15 protein-coding genes are annotated in these 18,503 nt (G+C 45.0%); 12 read left to right on the forward strand and 3 right to left on the reverse strand.

The window, feature by feature from the left end:
* Window positions 1-278: 278 nt before the first annotated feature.
* The 3 genes from GM612_RS02225 to pnuC all read left to right on the forward strand — a co-directional run bounded on the left by GM612_RS02225 (window position 279) and on the right by pnuC (window position 4,633).
* Window positions 279-1,277: a cation diffusion facilitator family transporter gene (locus GM612_RS02225; RefSeq protein WP_155430757.1), complete on the forward strand. Its 999-nt coding sequence runs from the start codon at window positions 279-281 to the stop codon at window positions 1,275-1,277.
* 371 nt (window positions 1,278-1,648) lie between these two features.
* A complete protein-coding gene (locus tag GM612_RS02230; RefSeq protein WP_155430758.1) occupies window positions 1,649-3,577 on the forward strand; it encodes an elongation factor G in 1,929 nt (642 codons plus the stop codon).
* A 282-nt stretch (window positions 3,578-3,859) separates the two neighbouring features.
* A complete protein-coding gene (gene pnuC, locus GM612_RS02235) occupies window positions 3,860-4,633 on the forward strand; it encodes a nicotinamide riboside transporter PnuC (protein ID WP_246147493.1) in 774 nt (257 codons plus the stop codon).
* 300 nt (window positions 4,634-4,933) lie between these two features.
* Here pnuC and GM612_RS02240 read toward each other — a convergent pair whose 3' ends face one another.
* On the reverse strand, window positions 4,934-5,485 hold the full coding sequence (locus GM612_RS02240; RefSeq protein WP_155430759.1) for a TetR/AcrR family transcriptional regulator: 552 nt from the start codon (window positions 5,483-5,485) through the stop codon (window positions 4,934-4,936).
* 119 nt (window positions 5,486-5,604) lie between these two features.
* Between GM612_RS02240 and GM612_RS02245 the strand changes: the two genes are divergently transcribed.
* From GM612_RS02245 to GM612_RS02260, 4 genes are all read left to right on the forward strand, one after another.
* Complete coding sequence (locus tag GM612_RS02245; protein ID WP_155430760.1) at window positions 5,605-6,444, forward strand: alpha/beta fold hydrolase; 840 nt, start codon at window positions 5,605-5,607, stop codon at window positions 6,442-6,444.
* Between the two features lie 544 nt (window positions 6,445-6,988).
* Window positions 6,989-9,325: an ABC transporter ATP-binding protein/permease gene (locus GM612_RS02250; RefSeq protein WP_155430761.1), complete on the forward strand. Its 2,337-nt coding sequence runs from the start codon at window positions 6,989-6,991 to the stop codon at window positions 9,323-9,325.
* Window positions 9,326-9,350: 25 nt separating this feature from the next.
* The gene (locus GM612_RS02255) at window positions 9,351-9,974 is read left to right on the forward strand and encodes a nuclear transport factor 2 family protein (RefSeq protein ID WP_155430762.1); all 624 of its coding nucleotides are present in this window, start codon (window positions 9,351-9,353) and stop codon (window positions 9,972-9,974) included.
* 9 nt (window positions 9,975-9,983) lie between these two features.
* Window positions 9,984-10,985: an amidohydrolase family protein gene (locus tag GM612_RS02260; protein ID WP_155430763.1), complete on the forward strand. Its 1,002-nt coding sequence runs from the start codon at window positions 9,984-9,986 to the stop codon at window positions 10,983-10,985.
* Window positions 10,986-11,116: 131 nt separating this feature from the next.
* Here the strand turns inward: GM612_RS02260 and GM612_RS02265 are convergent, their stop codons facing one another.
* Window positions 11,117-12,121: an amidohydrolase family protein gene (locus GM612_RS02265; RefSeq protein ID WP_155430764.1), complete on the reverse strand. Its 1,005-nt coding sequence runs from the start codon at window positions 12,119-12,121 to the stop codon at window positions 11,117-11,119.
* Between the two features lie 13 nt (window positions 12,122-12,134).
* Window positions 12,135-12,605: a MarR family winged helix-turn-helix transcriptional regulator gene (locus tag GM612_RS02270; protein ID WP_155430765.1), complete on the reverse strand. Its 471-nt coding sequence runs from the start codon at window positions 12,603-12,605 to the stop codon at window positions 12,135-12,137.
* Window positions 12,606-12,775: 170 nt separating this feature from the next.
* Between GM612_RS02270 and GM612_RS02275 the strand changes: the two genes are divergently transcribed.
* The 5 genes from GM612_RS02275 (at window position 12,776) to GM612_RS02295 (ending at window position 18,498) form a co-directional block, all read left to right on the forward strand.
* Window positions 12,776-13,543: an SDR family NAD(P)-dependent oxidoreductase gene (locus GM612_RS02275; RefSeq protein WP_155430766.1), complete on the forward strand. Its 768-nt coding sequence runs from the start codon at window positions 12,776-12,778 to the stop codon at window positions 13,541-13,543.
* Window positions 13,544-13,699: 156 nt separating this feature from the next.
* Window positions 13,700-15,472 carry a CocE/NonD family hydrolase gene (locus GM612_RS02280; protein WP_155430767.1) on the forward strand — a complete coding sequence of 591 codons (1,773 nt, stop codon included), beginning with the start codon at window positions 13,700-13,702 and terminating at the stop codon, window positions 15,470-15,472.
* Window positions 15,473-15,554: 82 nt separating this feature from the next.
* Window positions 15,555-16,457 (forward strand): LysR family transcriptional regulator, encoded by a 903-nt coding sequence (locus tag GM612_RS02285; RefSeq protein WP_155430768.1) that lies wholly within the window; start codon window positions 15,555-15,557, stop codon window positions 16,455-16,457.
* Window positions 16,458-16,767: 310 nt separating this feature from the next.
* The gene (locus GM612_RS02290; protein ID WP_155430769.1) at window positions 16,768-18,051 is read left to right on the forward strand and encodes a thiolase family protein; all 1,284 of its coding nucleotides are present in this window, start codon (window positions 16,768-16,770) and stop codon (window positions 18,049-18,051) included.
* 12 nt (window positions 18,052-18,063) lie between these two features.
* Window positions 18,064-18,498, forward strand: coding sequence for a Zn-ribbon domain-containing OB-fold protein (locus tag GM612_RS02295; RefSeq protein ID WP_155430770.1), 435 nt, complete (start codon window positions 18,064-18,066; stop codon window positions 18,496-18,498).
* Window positions 18,499-18,503 lie beyond the last annotated feature (5 nt).

An 18,503-nucleotide genomic window follows, 5' to 3' on the forward strand; every position in this document is an offset into this window, starting at 1 on the left:
GGTCTCACTGGAATGTTCCACATGAAACATTTCAGTGAGACTTTTTGGTGGTTGATTATCAAATGCTTTGACTGATGTGCTGAGTAAATTCAAAATTGACTTATCGCCTGATATATTAAATCCAGGAGGGGTCAGATGATTGGCATGGAAGCCTTTCATCAAGTGTTTATCTGGCGAACAAATAGGGTATTGGCGGATGAAAATTGCTAGACCACTATCCACTTCTTATAGTCATTCACATGCTATAATCTGGGTGATTATGAGAGGAGGGGAGTGGCATGAACAACCTAAGCCAGTACTTGAAGCATGAGGGTTCGCATTTAGCTGTTGCTGAGGAACAGGAGATCAAAAAGCTGCAGACGGCACTGCGATCGCTGTGGATCAATATCGTAACCTACTTAGCCATTACCGCCATTGAGTTTTGGCTGGCTGATCTGGGCCACTCTCAGGCGCTGCGGGCAGATGCGATGAATAATTTGTCGGGCGTTATTTCAACGCTCTTTCTAATCGTTGGCTTGCATACCGCGACGGACTCCGATGATCACTTTTTGGTGGGTAAGCGCATCCCGTTACTTAACGGGCGAAATGATGACCGAATGCAGCTCTCACGGTTCCGGATGGCAACGATTTTCACGTTGATCACCAGTTTTATCATTATCTACATGTCAGGGCAGATCATTTATCAAAGTTCGTTTGCATTACTCACGCGCGGTATTAGTCATCACCCCAATATTTTCTCGGCATACGGGGCAGCTGCAGCGACCCTAATGATGGGTGTGGTTTGGTACCTGAACTGGCATAATGGGAAACGGTTGAATAATTCTGTTTTGCTGGCAGCTTCAAAGGACAGTATGGGTGACGTTGCAACTAGCTTGGGGACTTTAATTACTGTCACAGCCGCTTCGCTTTTTGATTATCCCTGGCTGGACAGCATTGTTAGCATTATCATTGGTTTATTTGTCCTGTGGTCCGGACTAGTAATTTTTCAGGAATGTACGTTGAACCTTGCTGATTACGTTGACCCTAACTTAGAAGACCGGATCAAAGCAGCGGTTGCTCATTTTGATGAGGTTCACCGGATCCTGGAATTTCGCAGTCGGTATAACGGGGATGTCCTGATCGTTGAAATGCTGATTATGGTGGATGCCAATATGAATGTGATGGCACTGTATGAACTGACCGAAAAAATTGAGAAACAATTAGAAAAACAGTTTCAAATCTTCGATGTTACGACGCAAGCAGTACCTGATCCGGGGGATATCCTAGATGAATCATGAATGGAAAATCCGTTTGATGCAGTTTAAAAACATACGGAAAGTTTGCCACTATTACGGTATTTTTAAAATAGCTAGAAAGCTGATTAATTCAGCTTATTACAGGGATTAAATCGAATCTTCTTACAGGATACTCGCATGAATCATTGCCCATTAAATAACGATATGTTATTCTCAACTTGGGTAATTCCTCTGCCGCCGGGCAGCACACCGCAAGCACATCCAGCAAAACTTGATCTGGGTGCAGTTGCGGTGTTTTTCTGTCATGGGGAGCAACAATTTCTTGTTTCTACCTCAAAGAGTTGACCGGTTGATTAATATCTTTAAAATGAAATAATAGTCTTATTGAATTTTTTTGTAAGGGAGGTTAGCTCATGAAACGTATCGTAACTGGAATCATCGCCCACGTGGATGCAGGCAAGACGACTTTATCAGAGGGCTTGCTCTACCAGGCGGGTGCGCTTCGGCAATTGGGGCGAGTCGATAACGGTGATGCGTTTTTAGACCCGGACGCGTTGGAGAAAAAGCGTGGTATCACGATCTTTTCGCATGAAGCGCAATTTGACTACCAGCAACTGCATGTGACCCTGCTGGACACTCCCGGACACGCGGATTTTGGTGCCCAGATGGAGCAAGTTTTAAACGTTCTCGACTACGCTATCCTGGTGATTTCAGCTACCGATGGCGTCCAGGGTTATACGCGAACACTGTGGCGGTTGTTAGACCGGTATCAAATCCCAACGTTTATTTTTGTGAATAAAATGGATGCTCCAGGGGTTGATCAAGTGGCTTTAATGACACAGATCCAGTCTGAGTTGTCAGCTGGTGCACTGCCATTTGCTGGGGAGATTAGCGATCAGTATGATGACCTGGCGTTGCAAGACGATACTGTGCTGGAGGATTATATGAGTTCTGGTACCCTGAGTCAGGATACCATCCGGCAGATGATCAGCAAACGAGCTGTATTTCCAACCTACTTTGGAGCGGCCCTGAAACTAAATGGGGTTGAGACGTTAATGGCCGGCCTTCAAACGTGGACGGTTGAACGGGCAGCGCAACCTGATTTTGGAGCGCGAGTCTTCAAAGTTTCCCATGATGAAAAAGGGGAACGACTGACGTGGGTCCGAGTTTTAGGGGGTGCGCTTCATCCCCGAGATGAGGTGCTACCCGACCAGAAGCTAAATGAATTAAGGGTGTATAACGGGGTTAAATACACGGTGAAATCCTCAGTAACTGCTGGTGAAGTCTGTGCAATTACTGGGCTGACGGGAACCCGACCTGGTCAAGGCCTTGGCGTGCTGAAAGATAGTTCTGCACCGCTTCTCCAACCCGTTTTGAACTATCAAGTCGATCCTCGAGGAAACGATTTACACGCCTGTCTCACAGCTCTTCAGCAATTGGAAGATGAAGATCCCCAGCTGCACGTTACATGGTCCAATGAACTGCGGGAGATTCGGGTGCAATTGATGGGTGCCATGCAGCTGGAAGTGCTTCAGCAAATGCTTCACAATCAATTTCACTTAGACGTTGGTTTTGATACCGGCAGTATCCTTTACAAGGAGACGATTACTGCGCCGGTGGAGGGTGTCGGCCATTTTGAGCCGCTCAGACATTATGCCGAAGTGCATCTGCTCATGACACCGCTTAGCCCTGGCAGCGGCATTACATTTGATGATAACTGTTCGCTGGAAGTGCTGAATAAAAGCTGGCAGCACGCAGTCTTGACTAATTTGGCTGCCAAGGAACACGTCGGGGTTTTAATTGGTGCGCCCATCACCGATATGCAGATCACGTTGATCGGTGGTCGTGGCAGCATCGTGCATACTGTGGGCGGTGATTTTCGAGAAGCTACCTGGCGGGCAGTGCGTCAAGGCCTAATGATGGCAAGACAAGCGGGTCATGCTGAACTGCTTGAACCGTGGTATCAATTTTCGTTAACGGTGACGCAGGACCAAGTGGGACGGGCGATGACGGATATTCAGCGCATGCATGGTGAATTTAACATCCCTGAAGATTCGGGTGGTGCCGTTGTGACCATCTCTGGTACGGCGCCAGTCTCTGAAATGCAGGGTTATGCGCAGGATGTCAACGCCTATACGCATGGTCAAGGCGAGTTAGAATGCGTCGTTGACGGTTACCGGCCATGTCATAATGCGGATGAAGTAATTGCGGCTACTGAATATGAACCGACTGCTGACCTGGACAATACGCCTGATTCCGTATTCTGTGCCCACGGCGCCGGTTATCCGGTCAAGTGGGATCAGTTGCCCGTTATGGCCCACTATCCGTACGCTACGCAGTGATTTTTTAAAATTATCAGCAATAAAAAAGATTTAAAAAGTTAGATAAGTGTTCGGCTAAATTGTTTAATGATTGTCAGGTGGGCGTCTATATCTAGTATAATTATCAGGCGATAACACAATATATAGTTGACTTCAACTAAAAATCACCATATATTGGATACTGTTGTCGTTTCACATCTGCGATATTTCCGCGCGGTATCCATTTTGTGAAATGAATTATTGTCACCGCTGTTTTGCAAAACAGTTTGGTGAATGAACACATATTTACTGGAGGCGCTCGGTTTGAAGGAAAAGTTTCAAGGCAATTATTTACAGTGGATCATGAGTGAGTTAAAGGGGTGGCAGACAATCGTTTGGGCCATCTTTGCATTTGGTTTTGGATTTCAGACCAATATCTGGTTGTCATCACCAATTACACTGCTGACGACGATCACTTATGTAGCGACTTTAGTGGGGTTGCTTTGCACTTGCGCAATGGCAGCTGGGAAAGCCATCAACGGTTTACTTGGGTTCATCTCAGCATTTGGTTTCATCTACGTTAACTGGACTGCGGGTCACTACGCTAGTGTTTTGGATCAATTGATTTTCGTGGTGTTGATTGACGCGCCACTGATGTTTACTTGGAAGACTTGGGGTCAACGATTCCAGGCCAAGGTCAAGTCACTGAACGGCAAGGGTTACGTGGTATCAATTATTGGGATGCTGATCGCTTGGGCCATTCTTTACCCGATTTACGTCGAACTCGGGGATTCCAACCCGGTTTGGGATTCATTGGTTCTGGCCATTGGTGCGACAGCATCGTTGCTGTGCACGCTTCACTTTGCGCAACAGGCTGATTTCTGGTTTGGTGAAGACCTGTTTAACATCGTGCTGTGGTTTACCGCATTGCAGGGTGGCTATTCTCAGGCGGCCTTAGCCATGCTGGTCAGCACGTTGATGTACTTCTCGACTGCGGTATACTCACGGTTCTTCAGTCCATGGCATGAAGCTCGCGTAGTTATCAAGGCTAAGCGGCAAACGAACACGAATTTGAAAACTAATGAAATTAATGGTTAGTTAATAAAATGCACTTTTGGGGCTTTGAGCTCCAGAAGTGCATTTTTATATGATCAATGTGTTTCAGGCCAATGGTATATGGACCAAATCCTTGGTTAACAAGTTCGATGCGGGTGAGTTTAATCTTCTAAGGTATAACGAGATCCTTTTCTTCCCATCAAAAACTCCTCCTAAATAGGCAAGCTTTAATTATTTGCTGGTCTACTTTAGGGGGAGTTTAGCCCACAGCCTCTTGGCGGTTTCAAAGCTAGATTGGTGCTTTTTATTTCATTGAAACGACAATGCGGGTGCCAACTTGATTTAATTAAATAGGCTGAGTAAGCGATCAATGTTAGCCTCAAATTGGCGTTGCTGCTGTTCAGTGTTGCGTCGAACCGACATCAATCCCAAATGACCGATAATAAATTCAATTAATAGTTCAGCATTAGCAGCTGCCTGTTGCGGATCAGAAGTTAAAGATTGAATTATTGGCGTAAAAAGGGAGCGTAAACCGGCCAACGCATCTTGAACGTGGGAGTCCTGACCATAAGTCGCGATCCCAGATACCATGTCACTAAAGGGAATCCCTGATTGAGTGAACTGGATAAAATCCACTGACAACTGGTGCAGCGCTTCTTTACCAGAGTGTGGTAACTCCAGTTGGGAGAGGGCAGTCGTTAATTTTTCAATATATAAGGCGAGGGTGCCACCTCTAACATCGGCAAGATTGTTGAGGTAACGATACATTGATTGGGGCTGGATGCCCACTTCTCGTGCTAGACCATTATAGGTAACTTTGTTTAAGCCGGACTTACTGGCGATTTTTAGCGCCTGTTCTAAAATAATTTCACGGGATAGTTGACCACGTTTCATGAAAAGGTTCCTTTCTCTTGACAAACTCATGATATGAGTTTAATATACAACCATGTTAACTCATACCATGAGTCTATACTTTTGAAACCAACATCACAACTAAAAGGAAGTCTTTAATCATGTCTAAACTAACTCGAAACGGCGCCATCTTAGATTATCAAGTTACTGGTGAGGGTCCTGTTTTGATCCTAATTCCCGGTGCAAATGGGACTGGGAATATTTTTCAACAAGCGGTTCAATTCTTGAAGCATAAGTTCACAGTAGTCACGTTTGATCGCCGCGGTTATGGCCAAAGTAAATTAACTGAGCCTCTGCCAGATGAAGTGACAGACACGAATAGTCGCTACCGGCTCAAAACCGATGCCGGCGACGTGGCAGCCTTGGCAAAATTAGTCAGCCCGAATGCCCGCGTTGATATTATGGGCACTAGCTCAGGCGCCATTGTTGCCATGGAAACGTTGCAAGATCATCCTGAAATCGTGAATCAAATTACCTTTCATGAGCCGCCAATCAACAGTTTCATGCCGAGTGCTAAGAAGGATCAAGCAGATAATGAAAAAATCGTGGAGACTGCATTTAACAAAAGTATTGTAGCGGGTATGCAATTGTTCGGCCAAATTATGAATATCAGCCCACTTGATGCCAAGGCAATGAACAGTCGACCAGCGGTAGTCAATAGCGATAGTGATGATCCCGCGGTTGCCGGTACTAAGCACTGGTTCAAATATGAGGTGCGACAGTACACTAGTAGCCCAATGGATATTGAGGGCTTTAAGAAGTCTCGTGACCGAATTCATTTATTAAACGGGACGGATTCCGTCGGTTCGTACCCGCAAAAAGTTAACCAGTTCCTAGCAAATTATCTGCAGCTGCCAATTTACGATATTCCTGGTGGTCATCTTGGCTATGCTCAAAAACCAGAGGGCTTTGCAACGACGCTAGAGGCGATTTTACTTTAAACGATGGGGCAACGGTGACCGAGAGTCGGTGATGGTGATGACTATCTTCTAATTATCACTTGTGATGCATGTTTCACGTGGAACACGAATAGCAGCCGATGGGTTTGAGGATGTGCGTTACCTTCTCGGATGTTGATTAAAAGACTAAGCGTTGCTGTGACAAAACTTTAATTGTTAAAAGTATGACTAGTTACTTCACTCCAAAATTAATCTTAATTTTCAAACCGCTCAAGACTGTTATCTGGCATAAACGAGTATCATAGCTAAGATATTAGCCAGGTCAACAAATAGCGCCGTGGATTCCTAGTATTGGGATCCACGGCGCTATTTACCTAAATTTTGGGACCTTACCAGGTCTTGGCGCACTTTTTTTCGTCTTCATATTTAACGGGTTATCCCGCCCAAAATATTTCGATAAATCTCCAAACTATGACCAGCTATAATTATTTCATAATTAATAATAGTTGACGGTTGTAAAATATTTGCTGATGATTTATCCTGGAAAAGAGATTTTACCATGTCACTATGTAAAGAAGGGGATTAGATGCTGCAGTTAAAACACATCAGCAAATCTTACACCGTTGGCGACACTGTTACCAAAGCTCAAAACGATGTTAGCGTTGCGTTTCGACAAAAAGAATTCGTTGCGATTCTTGGCCCTAGTGGGTCCGGAAAAACCACCATGCTTAACATCATTGGCGGGCTAGATCGATACGATTCCGGTGACTTATTAATTAAGGGCAAATCAACTAAAAACTTTAAGGACTCAGACTGGGATGCTTACCGCAATAACTCAGTGGGATTTATTTTTCAATCGTATAATCTGATTACCCATCTATCGATTCTGGAAAACGTTGAGATGGGCATGACGTTGAGTGGTGTTTCAACCAGTGTTAAGCGTCAGAAGGCTACCGATGCTTTGATCCGCGTTGGTCTAAAGGATCAGATTCATAAACAGCCCAACCAACTTTCGGGTGGTCAGATGCAACGGGTGGCGATTGCCAGAGCGATTGCGAACGATCCTGAAATTCTGCTGGCTGATGAGCCAACTGGGGCTCTAGATTCCGAAACAAGTCTGGAAATTATGGATCTGATTCGTGACCTCAGTCATGACCGATTGGTAATTATGGTCACGCATAATCCTGATCTAGCGAAGCAGTACGCTGATCGTATCATTAGGTTTGCGGATGGGCAGATACAGGCCGATTCTGCGCCGTATGAAGAACAGCAAACAGATGCTGATTTTTCGTTGACTAAAACCAAAATGAGCTATTGGACGGCGCTTAAGCTGTCATTTACTAACATTAAGACTAAAAAGGGGCGGACGTTTTTAACGATTTTTGCTTCTAGTATTGGCATCATCGGTGTGGCTGTCGTTTTAGCTCTTTCAAATGGCTTTCAAAAACAAGTCAACCAGACCCAGAGTGAGACGCTGTCGACGATGCCGGTTACGGTAGCACCAGTCAACACTGATACGAATGCGATTCGCTCGAACGAGAACGCTTCTAGCGATGCTAAAGGTCACCAGGTTCGGGCTGAAAAGAGTAACTTGGAGCGGGCTCAACATACTAATAAACTGAATCAGAACTACTTGAATTATTTAAAAAAGATGCCCAAAAAAGATGCCAGCAACATTGCCATTAGTTACGGAACTGGCATGAATTTGATCCGAAAAGTCAACGGTAAGTACCAGCAGGTGACCTTTTCTAACGCGGATCCCAACAATGCGGCTAGTTCGGCGGGCTTAATGTTCAGCGGTGGTAGCAGTAGCAATACGGCCAGTGGTGTTTATCCGGTAAACCGCGATGGGAAACAATCCTTCCTAAGGACCTATTATCGGCTCTTGGATGGTAAATACCCGACAAAAGCTACCGATATTGTACTGGTAGCTGATAAACATAACGCCATCAATATTAATGGTCTGCGAAACCTTGGCGTCAACGTAAAAGATGGCCAAACCTTAAAGTATCAAGATTTGGTTGGTATGAAGATTAAAATGGTGGCAAATGACGATTACTATCGGAAATTACCAACGGGCAGTTTCTTACCAGCACGAGATTATAGTGCGATGGCTAATAAATCAGCTACCCGAACTTTAACGGTCAGCGGAATTATTCGGGTAAAATCCAATAATTCAGATGGTATCTTGCCAAGCGGTGTCGCTTACAGTGCTAATTTGACGCAAACGGCACTGTCAATGAATCGTAATTCAAAAATTGCTAAGGCCCAAAAAGGTCAGCGAAGAAACGTGACGACTGGACAAAGTATGAACGGTGCCACTCGTAGTGCGATGTTAACGAGTCTGGGTGCTTCAACGACACCGACAAACATTCAAATTTATCCCACAAGCTTTAAAAAGAAGGACCAGGTTTTAGCGTATTTAAAAGCGTATAACAAAGGAAAGCCGAAGTCTGATCAAGTCCGCTACACTGACTTAGCTAGCACCATTTCGGCGATGACCGGTGGCGTGATGGATGCCATTACCGATGTTTTAGTGGCGTTGGCGGGGATCTCTTTGATCACTTCAATGATCATGATTGCCATTATCACGTATACCAGCGTGTTGGAGAGAACTAAGGAAATTGGGGTCTTAAAGGCCTTGGGTGCACGTAAAAAAGACATCACCCGAGTCTTTGATGCGGAGACGTTTATTCTCGGCTTTGGTGCTGGGATCTTTGGTATTCTCATTGCCTATCTCCTGACGTTCCCAATCAATTCGCTGTTGCTCAACATTACTGGGCTGTCAGGAGTGGCGGTCTTGAACCCGATCCAAGCGGTGGTATTGATTATTATCTCCACTATTTTGACGTTGATGGGCGGACATATTCCAGCCCGAATGGCGGCTAAGAAAGACGCAGCGATTGCTTTAAGAGCGGAATGATGAGAGTTGAAAGGAAGCATTTAGAGTGTTATTTGAAGAAGAACGGCCAACCACCAAAACGGTTGAAGAAATGCTGGCAAAGCAACAGATTACGGAGTTAGTTCACTATGAACGGTATGCCCGAGACTATGGGTTATGGGACGGCATGGCAACTTGTTACACGGATGATGCCACAATTGAGATTTCCTGGTATAAGGGTGATATCAAGGGCTTTTTGGCGGCATCAAAGCCCTCACCCGATGCTCAAACAGATTCTCTACCGGCACACAAGATGCATGACACCTTGGTTTGGCTGCACGGCAATAAAGCAGTGGCGGTCGTCGTGACAACGATGACGGGCAGGACGCCGGTTCAAGGTCAGACAATGGACAATCTCATATATGTACGTCTGGTTTATTCGCTTAAGAAAGTTAATGGCGAATGGAAAATTTATAGCATGACCCCCATCTATGAACGCGATACTTTGCTACCGGTGACCCCTAAGGATATTAAACCAGTGCCTGGTGCTCGTGACAGTTATAAGAACCTTGCCATTGTGTTGAAGGACCTTGGTGTCAAAGCTAGTGATGATCTGCCAGGACTTGACCAGCCGGCTTCCGTACAGAAATTTTTGAAACAGCTGAACGATTGGTATCGAGACGACAAATAGGAGGATCTCATGCGACGAATAATTACGGTTGAAGAGCACTTTGATTTTCCAGATTCTCAGACGATACCGGAGCAGACTGAGCCTGAAAATGATGCTCACGTGAATCCAAAGGGCAATGATCCAGCACTTGTCACGACCTTATTAGCTAATTTTGACCAAAAGTTAGCCTATATGGATCAGTACGGTATTAGTTTACAAGTCCTTTCTGATCCAAATGCCGTTGCCTCAACGATAACGGATAAGCAGAAAGCCGTTGCAAGCGCTCAAAGAACTAATGATCATTTAGCGCAAAAGATTGCTCAGTATCCAGGACGCTTTGCGGGGTTAGCAGTACTGCCCCTGATTGATCCAGAAGCGGCTGCCGAAGAGCTCCATCGGTCCGTCACAGAATTAGGCTTTAAAGGTGCTTTGATCGGTGGTGTGCCTTTCGGGCATTTCTTGGATGAACCGCAGTATTTGCCAATCTTTGAGGCGGCTGAAAAACTAGAGGTGCCTATCTATCTCCATCCAGGCATGCCAAGTAAGGCCCAGCGGGAGCTGCTGTATGAAAGTCCGTCTTACTCTGATAGCCTGGCTGGGATGTTAGGTTCAGCCGGCTGGGGATGGCACGCTGAACAGGGCGTTCAAATGATCCGACTGATTGCGGCTGGCATCTTTGACCGGTTTCCAAACCTCCACCTGGTCTCAGGTCACTGGGGCGAGATGGTGCCCAATTTTCTAGAACGATTAGATGAATTCATCGGTAAGATTCCAACGCCACTAGAGCGAAAATTTTCTGATTACTACCGCCAGAACGTTTTTGTGACGGCCTCTGGAATGTTTACCAAACCACAGATGCAGTTAGCGGTTACTGAGATGGGTGCAGATCACGTTTTATGGGCCGAAGATTTCCCGTTTCTCCGGCGCAAGCAGCAAGTGACCGACTTTTTGGAAGCCGCTGATTTAACGGATAAGCAGAAGGATCAAATTGCATTTCAAAACTCCCAGAAATTATTCGGGCTTGCGAAATAAAGGATTGATAACTTGTTGAGTGGCAGTTAGAACAAGCGTCATAGTAGACTCCTTAAAATGGGGTTCTACTATGACGCTTGTTTTATCACTCTAATAATCGATGTTTGGTGGTTGATCAGCCGCTTTTAATTTTAACTAAGATGCAGTAATTTCTCCGCATTGCCATGGGTGAACGCCTCAAGCTGACGTGATGATAAGTCGGTCTGATCAAGGAAAGAACGCGTATTTTGCGGTTGTTTGTAAGGGTAGTCAGTGGCATAAAGCAGGTGGTCAGCGCCGACCTCTGACAGGACAAAGTTGAGTTGAGGATTCGTTAAAATACCGCTGGGTGTCACGTAGACGTTTTGACGATAATACGTTGCAAATGATTGCTTTAGATGTGAAATGGGATCAATTTCGCCAGCCAGTCGCTCCAAAAAGAAGGGTACCAGCTCGCCCCAGTGGCCAGAAATCAATTTTAAATTTGGTAATTGATCAAAGATGCCAGAGGTGATCATCCTAATAATTTGGATGCCGATATCCATGTGCCAGCCGTAAGCGGTAGTGGAAAGGTTGCCGGTAACGATGTCCGACCACTGATCACTCTCGAAGTAGTGCTGCGTAATGGTGCTAGGGATAAAGGACGGATGCATGTATACCGGGACATCCAGATGGCTAGCCATTTCAAAAATGGGTCTAAAGAAGGGGTCGTCAAAAAAGTGACCTTTATAATTACCCTTCAACAAGACGCCTTTCAGGTGACAATCGTTAACAGCCCGTTTTAGTTCCGTGGCGGCAGCTTTTGGGTCGCCGACTGGCAGCACTGCGAAGCCACTAAAGCGACTGGGATTAGCCGAAATCACTTTAGCCAGTTCATCGTTAGCCTCCTGGCAGAGCGGCACGGCGTACTGGGGATCCAAATTTTGCGGACTGGCATTACCATAGGATAAAACTTGGCGGTTAATATCATATTGATTCATGAAGTTTAGTCTCATTTTGGTGGTATCCTGCATGATCTCAGCGGTTGGTAAAGTCCGTTGTAAATAAGACTGCATCTCGGTACTCATTTTTGGCATGACGGGGACACCAGGTACTTGCGCTAACTTCTGGCTGATGACAGGTGACTCGAAATGTTCTTCGATTGTAATTATTTTCATTATACGACCTTCTCTATGACTCAAATTGCAACTTATCGCTTGGCTTGATAATGCCAGATTTAACCATTAATTGAATGCTTTTTCGTAAATGCTCAGCCAAAGCAGCTTGTTCTGAATTATTGAGGGTTTGAATGTGACCCTGAATGCGTTTTTCAATGATTTGACGGTGCTTTTGCATGACAGACTGGCCATGATCGGTGCCAAAGACGTTGACCATTCGCCGATTGGTTTGATTATGCTCTCGGCGGACTAAGTTGCGTGCTTCTAAGTTTGTAATCAACCTAGTGAGCTGAGCTCGGGCGATTCCGGTTTCTTCTGCTAAGTCACCCATGCTGATACCAGGGTTAAGGTAGACGTTTTTAAGCGTCATACTTTGTAAATTTGTCAGGCCAAATTCACTTAACGTCCGGTTTTGAAGGATCGCCTGGTTCAACGCCGTGAATAATTGTCCTAGTTCGTGAGGATCGGTGTTCTTTGCTGCCATTCTCTCTGCCCTTCTTTCCAAATCCAGTCTTAATTGAAACTTTGAATTTTAATTGTTGATTATTAATAGTTGACTGTTATAAACTATATACACACATCCAGGAGATGTCAATTTAAACCACCGGTATTTTGACGATGGAAGGTTATAGATAATGATTTCAATGCGAAAGGATGACGATTTTGGCAGAGAGTAAGCAAGTGATGACACTGATCACCGGAGCGGATAAGGGCATTGGTTACGCAACGGCGGAAGCGCTGGGTAAAAAAGGCCAGTTTATTTTGGTTGGCGCTCGAGATCAGGAACGCGGACAAAAGGCTGTTCAAAAGTTAGCAAAAGCCGGCGCTCAAGCGGTCTTCGTCCAGCTTGACGTGACTAATAAGGATCAAATCAAGGCGGCAGCTGACAGAATTAAAGCGGATTACGGTTACTTAAATATTTTGATTAATAATGCCGGTATTGCCCTTGGGAATCATGCACCAGCTTCTAAAGCCAGTACGGATTCTATGCGCCAGGAATTCGACGTTAACTTCTTTGGATTGATTGATGTGACCCAAGCAATGTTGCCTCTCTTAGAGAAGGGCAAGCCAGCAAAGATTATCAACGTTTCCAGTAATATGGGTTCCTTAGGGTTGGCGACCGATCCCAGCTCCCGTTTTTACAAGGTTAATTCGGTTGGTTACCAGGCTTCTAAAGCCTCCGTTAATTTCTTTACCATTACGCTCAGTAAAGAGTTGACTGATGAAGGGATTACGGTCAATTCCGTTAACCCAGGCTGGACCGCGACTAGTTTTGGTGGTCGGCCAGCATCGGCACCAAAGCCGGCCGGGATGCAGGACGTCGCGACCGGCGCAGCGCAAATTATAAAGCTGGCAAGTGCACCGCTAGATGATCTACAAACGGGGACGTTCACCGAAAATGCCGGCAGATTACCGTGGTAATGAGTTTTAATATCCCGGACTCATATTCGTAAAATGCATAGCAAGCGATCAGGGCATTCAATATCCGAAATTACAATTGTACTTGGATGAGCAAGATAGATATACTTCAGTTGGATATGTAGTAGAACCTTAGCACATGCGACTGGAGGTCATAAAATGGTTGTTAAGATCACTCAAGATATGAAGTTTAGTCCCGCTTATGACTATATTGATAACGGTATTGAGCACGGTGTTTTAAGTCCGTTTGAGACTAAGGAAATGGTTTTAAAGAAGGGTCAGCAGATTGCTGAGGGGTTTAAGCCCTTAGATGTTGATATCAAAATGTTGAAGGATGTGCCCGTTAAGTTGCGCGATGGGGTCACGATCTATACCGATATCTATATGCCCACAACAGTTGGTACTTTTCCGACTTTGATTGCTTGGAGTCCATACGGCAAGAGTGCGGGGACGGCGCCGCGCTACAAGAATTTGTTTAATATGCTGGGTATGGGTAATCAATGGAACTCGGGCCTGACAAAATTTGAAGCCCCAGATCCTAACTATTGGGTTGCACACGGTTATGCTGTCTGCAACCCAGATATGCGTGGAATTGCGCATAGTGAGGGTAATACGACCATGATCGGTTCCCAGGAAGCTGAGGACGGTTACGACTTGATTGAATGGTTAGCAGCGCAATCTTGGTCAAATGGTAAAACTGCCATGACCGGGACTTCATATTTGACCTTCTCGCAGTGGTACATTGCCGCAGAAATGCCACCGCACTTAACCTGTATCAACCCAACTGAAGGATTGTCTGATGCATACCGTGATTTAGCCTTTGTTGGCGGTATTCCAGACGAAAACTTTATCAATCGGTTAGCGGTTAACCACGTTAGCGCGACAGGAGCCAAACGGGAGGATTTCACTAAGGAAATGAAAGCTTACCCATTGGCGGATGCACCAATTTGGCAGGATAAAGTGGCCGACCCAAGTAAGATTGAAGTGCCAGCCTTCGTGGTCGCTAGTTACTCCAGTACGCTGCATACCATGGGCACTTTCAGAGCCTGGCGTGCTTTGGGTTCAAAAGAAAAGTGGCTACGAATTCACGATCGGCAAGAGTGGCCTTACTACTATGATAAGGACAACATGGAAGAGTTAAGACGGTTCTTTGATCATTACCTATTGGGTAAGGATAACGGATGGGAACAGACGCCTGCCGTTCGTTTTTCACTGCTGGATCTAGAAGGGCACAATAAGACCGACATTCCGGCTGAAACATTTCCTCCTGCTGGTAGTCACGAGACCCGTTATTACGTGAACGCTATCACTAGAACGCTGCAAACGGCGCCAGTAGAGCAAGATGTTCCCGTAAAGTATCAGGCTGGTGGATTGCCAGGACGAACATCCTTTCAGATGACCTTTGATAAGGACACTGATTTTGTTGGTTATCCGAAAGCCAAACTGTTCATGGAAGTGGATGGTTATGACGATATGGACATCTTCGTTTGGGTGCAAAAAATCGACCGATTGGGTAACGTGCTCAGTGAATTTGTCATTCCCAACCATGGAGCTGCCATGCAAGACTTCACCCAAGATGGCGCTTCTGCACTACGCTACAAGGGCTCTTGGGGACGGCTGAGGGCTTCCAAGAGACACTTGGATGAGAAGACTTCAACACCGGATATTCCTGCTTATAGCTTTGACCGGGTTGAAAAATTATCGAAGGGTGAAATTGTCGCATTAGATGTTATTTTGAGTCCAATGGGATTATCATATAAAGCTGGCGAAACACTGCGTGTGGTGGTCAGTTCGAAGGATGAACTTGGCGCTGTCATGCCGGGTACACCGGGTTGCACACCGGATAATCGGGGTGTGCACATTTTGCACACTGGTGGTCAGTACGCTTCGTATTTGCAATTACCGCAGATGGCCGAACCAATCGTGAAGTAAAAATATAACTTGTTGGAAAGATATGTTTGTAGTAACTTTGTTGTGAAGTTATTACAAGCATATTTTTAGATTGGAGCGCCTAATGAAAATAGCTAATTTAAAGTATTTTGTTGAGGTTGCTACTGAAATGAGCTTTACCCGGGCGTCGGAGAAACTTTTCATTTCGCAGCCGACTCTGAGCCGACACATTCAGGAACTAGAATCAGAACTTGGTGTGAAGTTGTTTGATCGCCAGAGTCATACCCTAAAATTAACCGAGAATGGCCGGCAATTTTTAAATGCAACGACCGATGTTTTAGCACAGGTTGATAACTTAGCGCATATGTTTGACGACCAAGATGAAGAGTCCCGGTCAAGAGGCATCTTTAATATTGGTTATTTATCAAACTTCAACTTCGGATTCATGTTTGAGCTGTTGAATCAGTTTAAGGTCAGTCATCCTAACGTTCAATTTATAATGAACCAGGATATTCCAATGAACTTAGCCGATGGTCTAAGTAGCGGCAACTACGATTTAGTCTTTTGTCAGGCCTCATACTTTTTAAACAGGGTGGATATTAAACGCAAACTCTTTATGGAAAATCATCTGCAAATTGCAATTCCGTTACAGAATCCGCTTAGTCAACGGACAAAGGTAAGCTTTGCAGACCTAAAGGACGAAACGTTTATTTTGTTAGAACGGCAAAAATCACCGGTAATTGTCGATTATGTGATTAATTTAGGTTTGAAGAACGGCTTTAATCTAAGAGCGGACTACTACGTTAACACACTCGATGAAGGGCTATCAATGGTGGCGGTCGGTAAAGGAATTGCTTTTTTGTATTCGGGAATGAACAATGGCACTCTGGAGGATCGGTATCATATTAAGATCGCTGATTTAAAGGAGGAAAGTCTAGATCAAAATATTGTTGCGGCAATCAGAAAAGATAATCAAAATCAGCTTTTACAGAATTTATACGCCGCAATTAAAGTTGCTGGGCACTAGCTTGTGAAGTTGATGATCTGCTTTATAATCCCGGAAAAGATGGCATTATTTAGGGTTGAATGATACAGCGGGACCCCATTTAGCTAGAGAATAGCTTGTGAGGTTTCATACATAAAATAAATGACAGACTAAAATTGGCATTTTCATGCAAAATAGCAATTATACAAGCTTAATTTGACGGGTTATGATAATTATGAACAAAGGGAAATCTCATGAATACTCATCTTTGTTTACAAGTGAACTTTAGTATTGGAAAATGTATGCGCATACATTTCGGCAAATAGCGAACTGAACGAAAGGGGAAAAAATCATGTTGAAGCAAAAATTTGCTCGTCCCGTTTCCGTTATCGGAACAAGTAGTCTTCCTCAAAGAACCTTTGATGATCCAGAGTACAAGGATCTGTCGGTCTATGAATTATGGGCAGCCGCTTGTAATCAAGCCATGCAAGATGCAGGGGTAAAACCTAAGGATATTGATAAAGTCGTTTATTCTCAGATGGCTAACTTCGTTACTTGTGGGAATGTCATGGCGCCAGTTGGTTCACTGGAAGAGTGGGCTGGATTAGCTGGTAAGCCGATCACCCATATCGAACAAGCCTGCGCTGGTGGCTACCTCGCCTTTAACGAAGCCGTTAATTCGGTTGCATCGGGTAAATATGACATTGTCATGTGCGCCGGTATTGAATCGCCCAAGCATTTTAACGCGCGTAATCAACCCGCTTACATGTTACAGCCAATTCAAAAGTATGATGGTTGGTGGTCACCAGGTCGGGCCCTCTTTGATACCGCGTACTCACGGTTTGACGGTGTCAGTGACAACTTACTGACTGAGGAACAAGGCAAGTACTATATCAAGCACTATGGCATCGACGAAAAGACCTTGGATGATACCTATAACGCCATGGCAATTAACCTGCGCTATAATGCCTCTCACAACCCTCGTGCTTTAGCCCGCACGCCATATTCTGAAATTGCTAAAAAGGCTGGATATGACGACGTAATGGCCTACATGCGTTCAAAGAACAATCCAAAGATCACTCAGTACATTCGTAAGAGTGGCAGTGTTTTGCACAACGTTGAAGCTGGTGCGATTATCGTTTGCTCTTCTGACATTGCTAAGAAGTATCAAGATCATCCAATCACGGTTATCGACCACGCTGAAGTTTCTAATACGCAGCGCTTTCCATTCTGCTTCCACCAGATGAACGTGGACGTTCGTGATGCCCTTTATGGTGGTCAGGATAACTTCAACCCAGATGATTTGGACTTGATGATCACCACGGTTATGACTTCTGGTGAACAACTAGACAGTGCCGAAGTCTTCGGTTACTTACCAGAGGGTGAAGGCTACAAGTATGAACTCGATGGTCGGACAAGATTTGACGCTGATAAACCAATTAATCCACACGGTGGTGACCTTAGCTTTGGGCATGGATTTGGCTGTGCCGGTATCAATATGTTAAGTGAAGCTATTTTCCAGATGCGTGGTACTGCTGGGACAGACCAAGTTCCAAAGCCAGTTAATGACGTGCTTGTTCGCGGCATGGGTGGCGGCCACACAACTGTTGGTATTTTGCTAGAGAATCAGGACTAGGAGGAAGCCGTTATGTACAAACTACGTCCAATTTTAAAACCATATTATGACAATTTGGAAAAGGGTAAGATCTTAGGCATGAAATGTGCAGACTGCGGCGACGTTGTTTGGCCACCGCTGCCAACGTGTCAGAAGTGCGGCAGTACTAATCTCGACTGGATCGATTTAGGTACTGAAGCCGTCATTGATGAGATCCGGTTTGAAGATTCCAGTGTTGCTGGTGATTATACGTTTAGAAAAGCCGATGAATTTTTTGTTAGCAAAGAACCATACTGCATCTGTATCGGCCACTTCCCAAAGGGGACCCGTCAATTTCATGCAGCATTGTATGGCGTCACTGAGGCGAATAAGGATCAGCTGATCAGTCAGCTACCGATTACAGCTGATGCTGAATTTATTCAACTTGACGGTGGCTTTAAGTCGGTCGGCTTCAGAGTCCGAGCCTAACAGAA

The sequence above is a fragment of the Secundilactobacillus folii genome (genome assembly GCF_009720675.1).
GTDB lineage: Bacteria > Bacillota > Bacilli > Lactobacillales > Lactobacillaceae > Secundilactobacillus > Secundilactobacillus folii.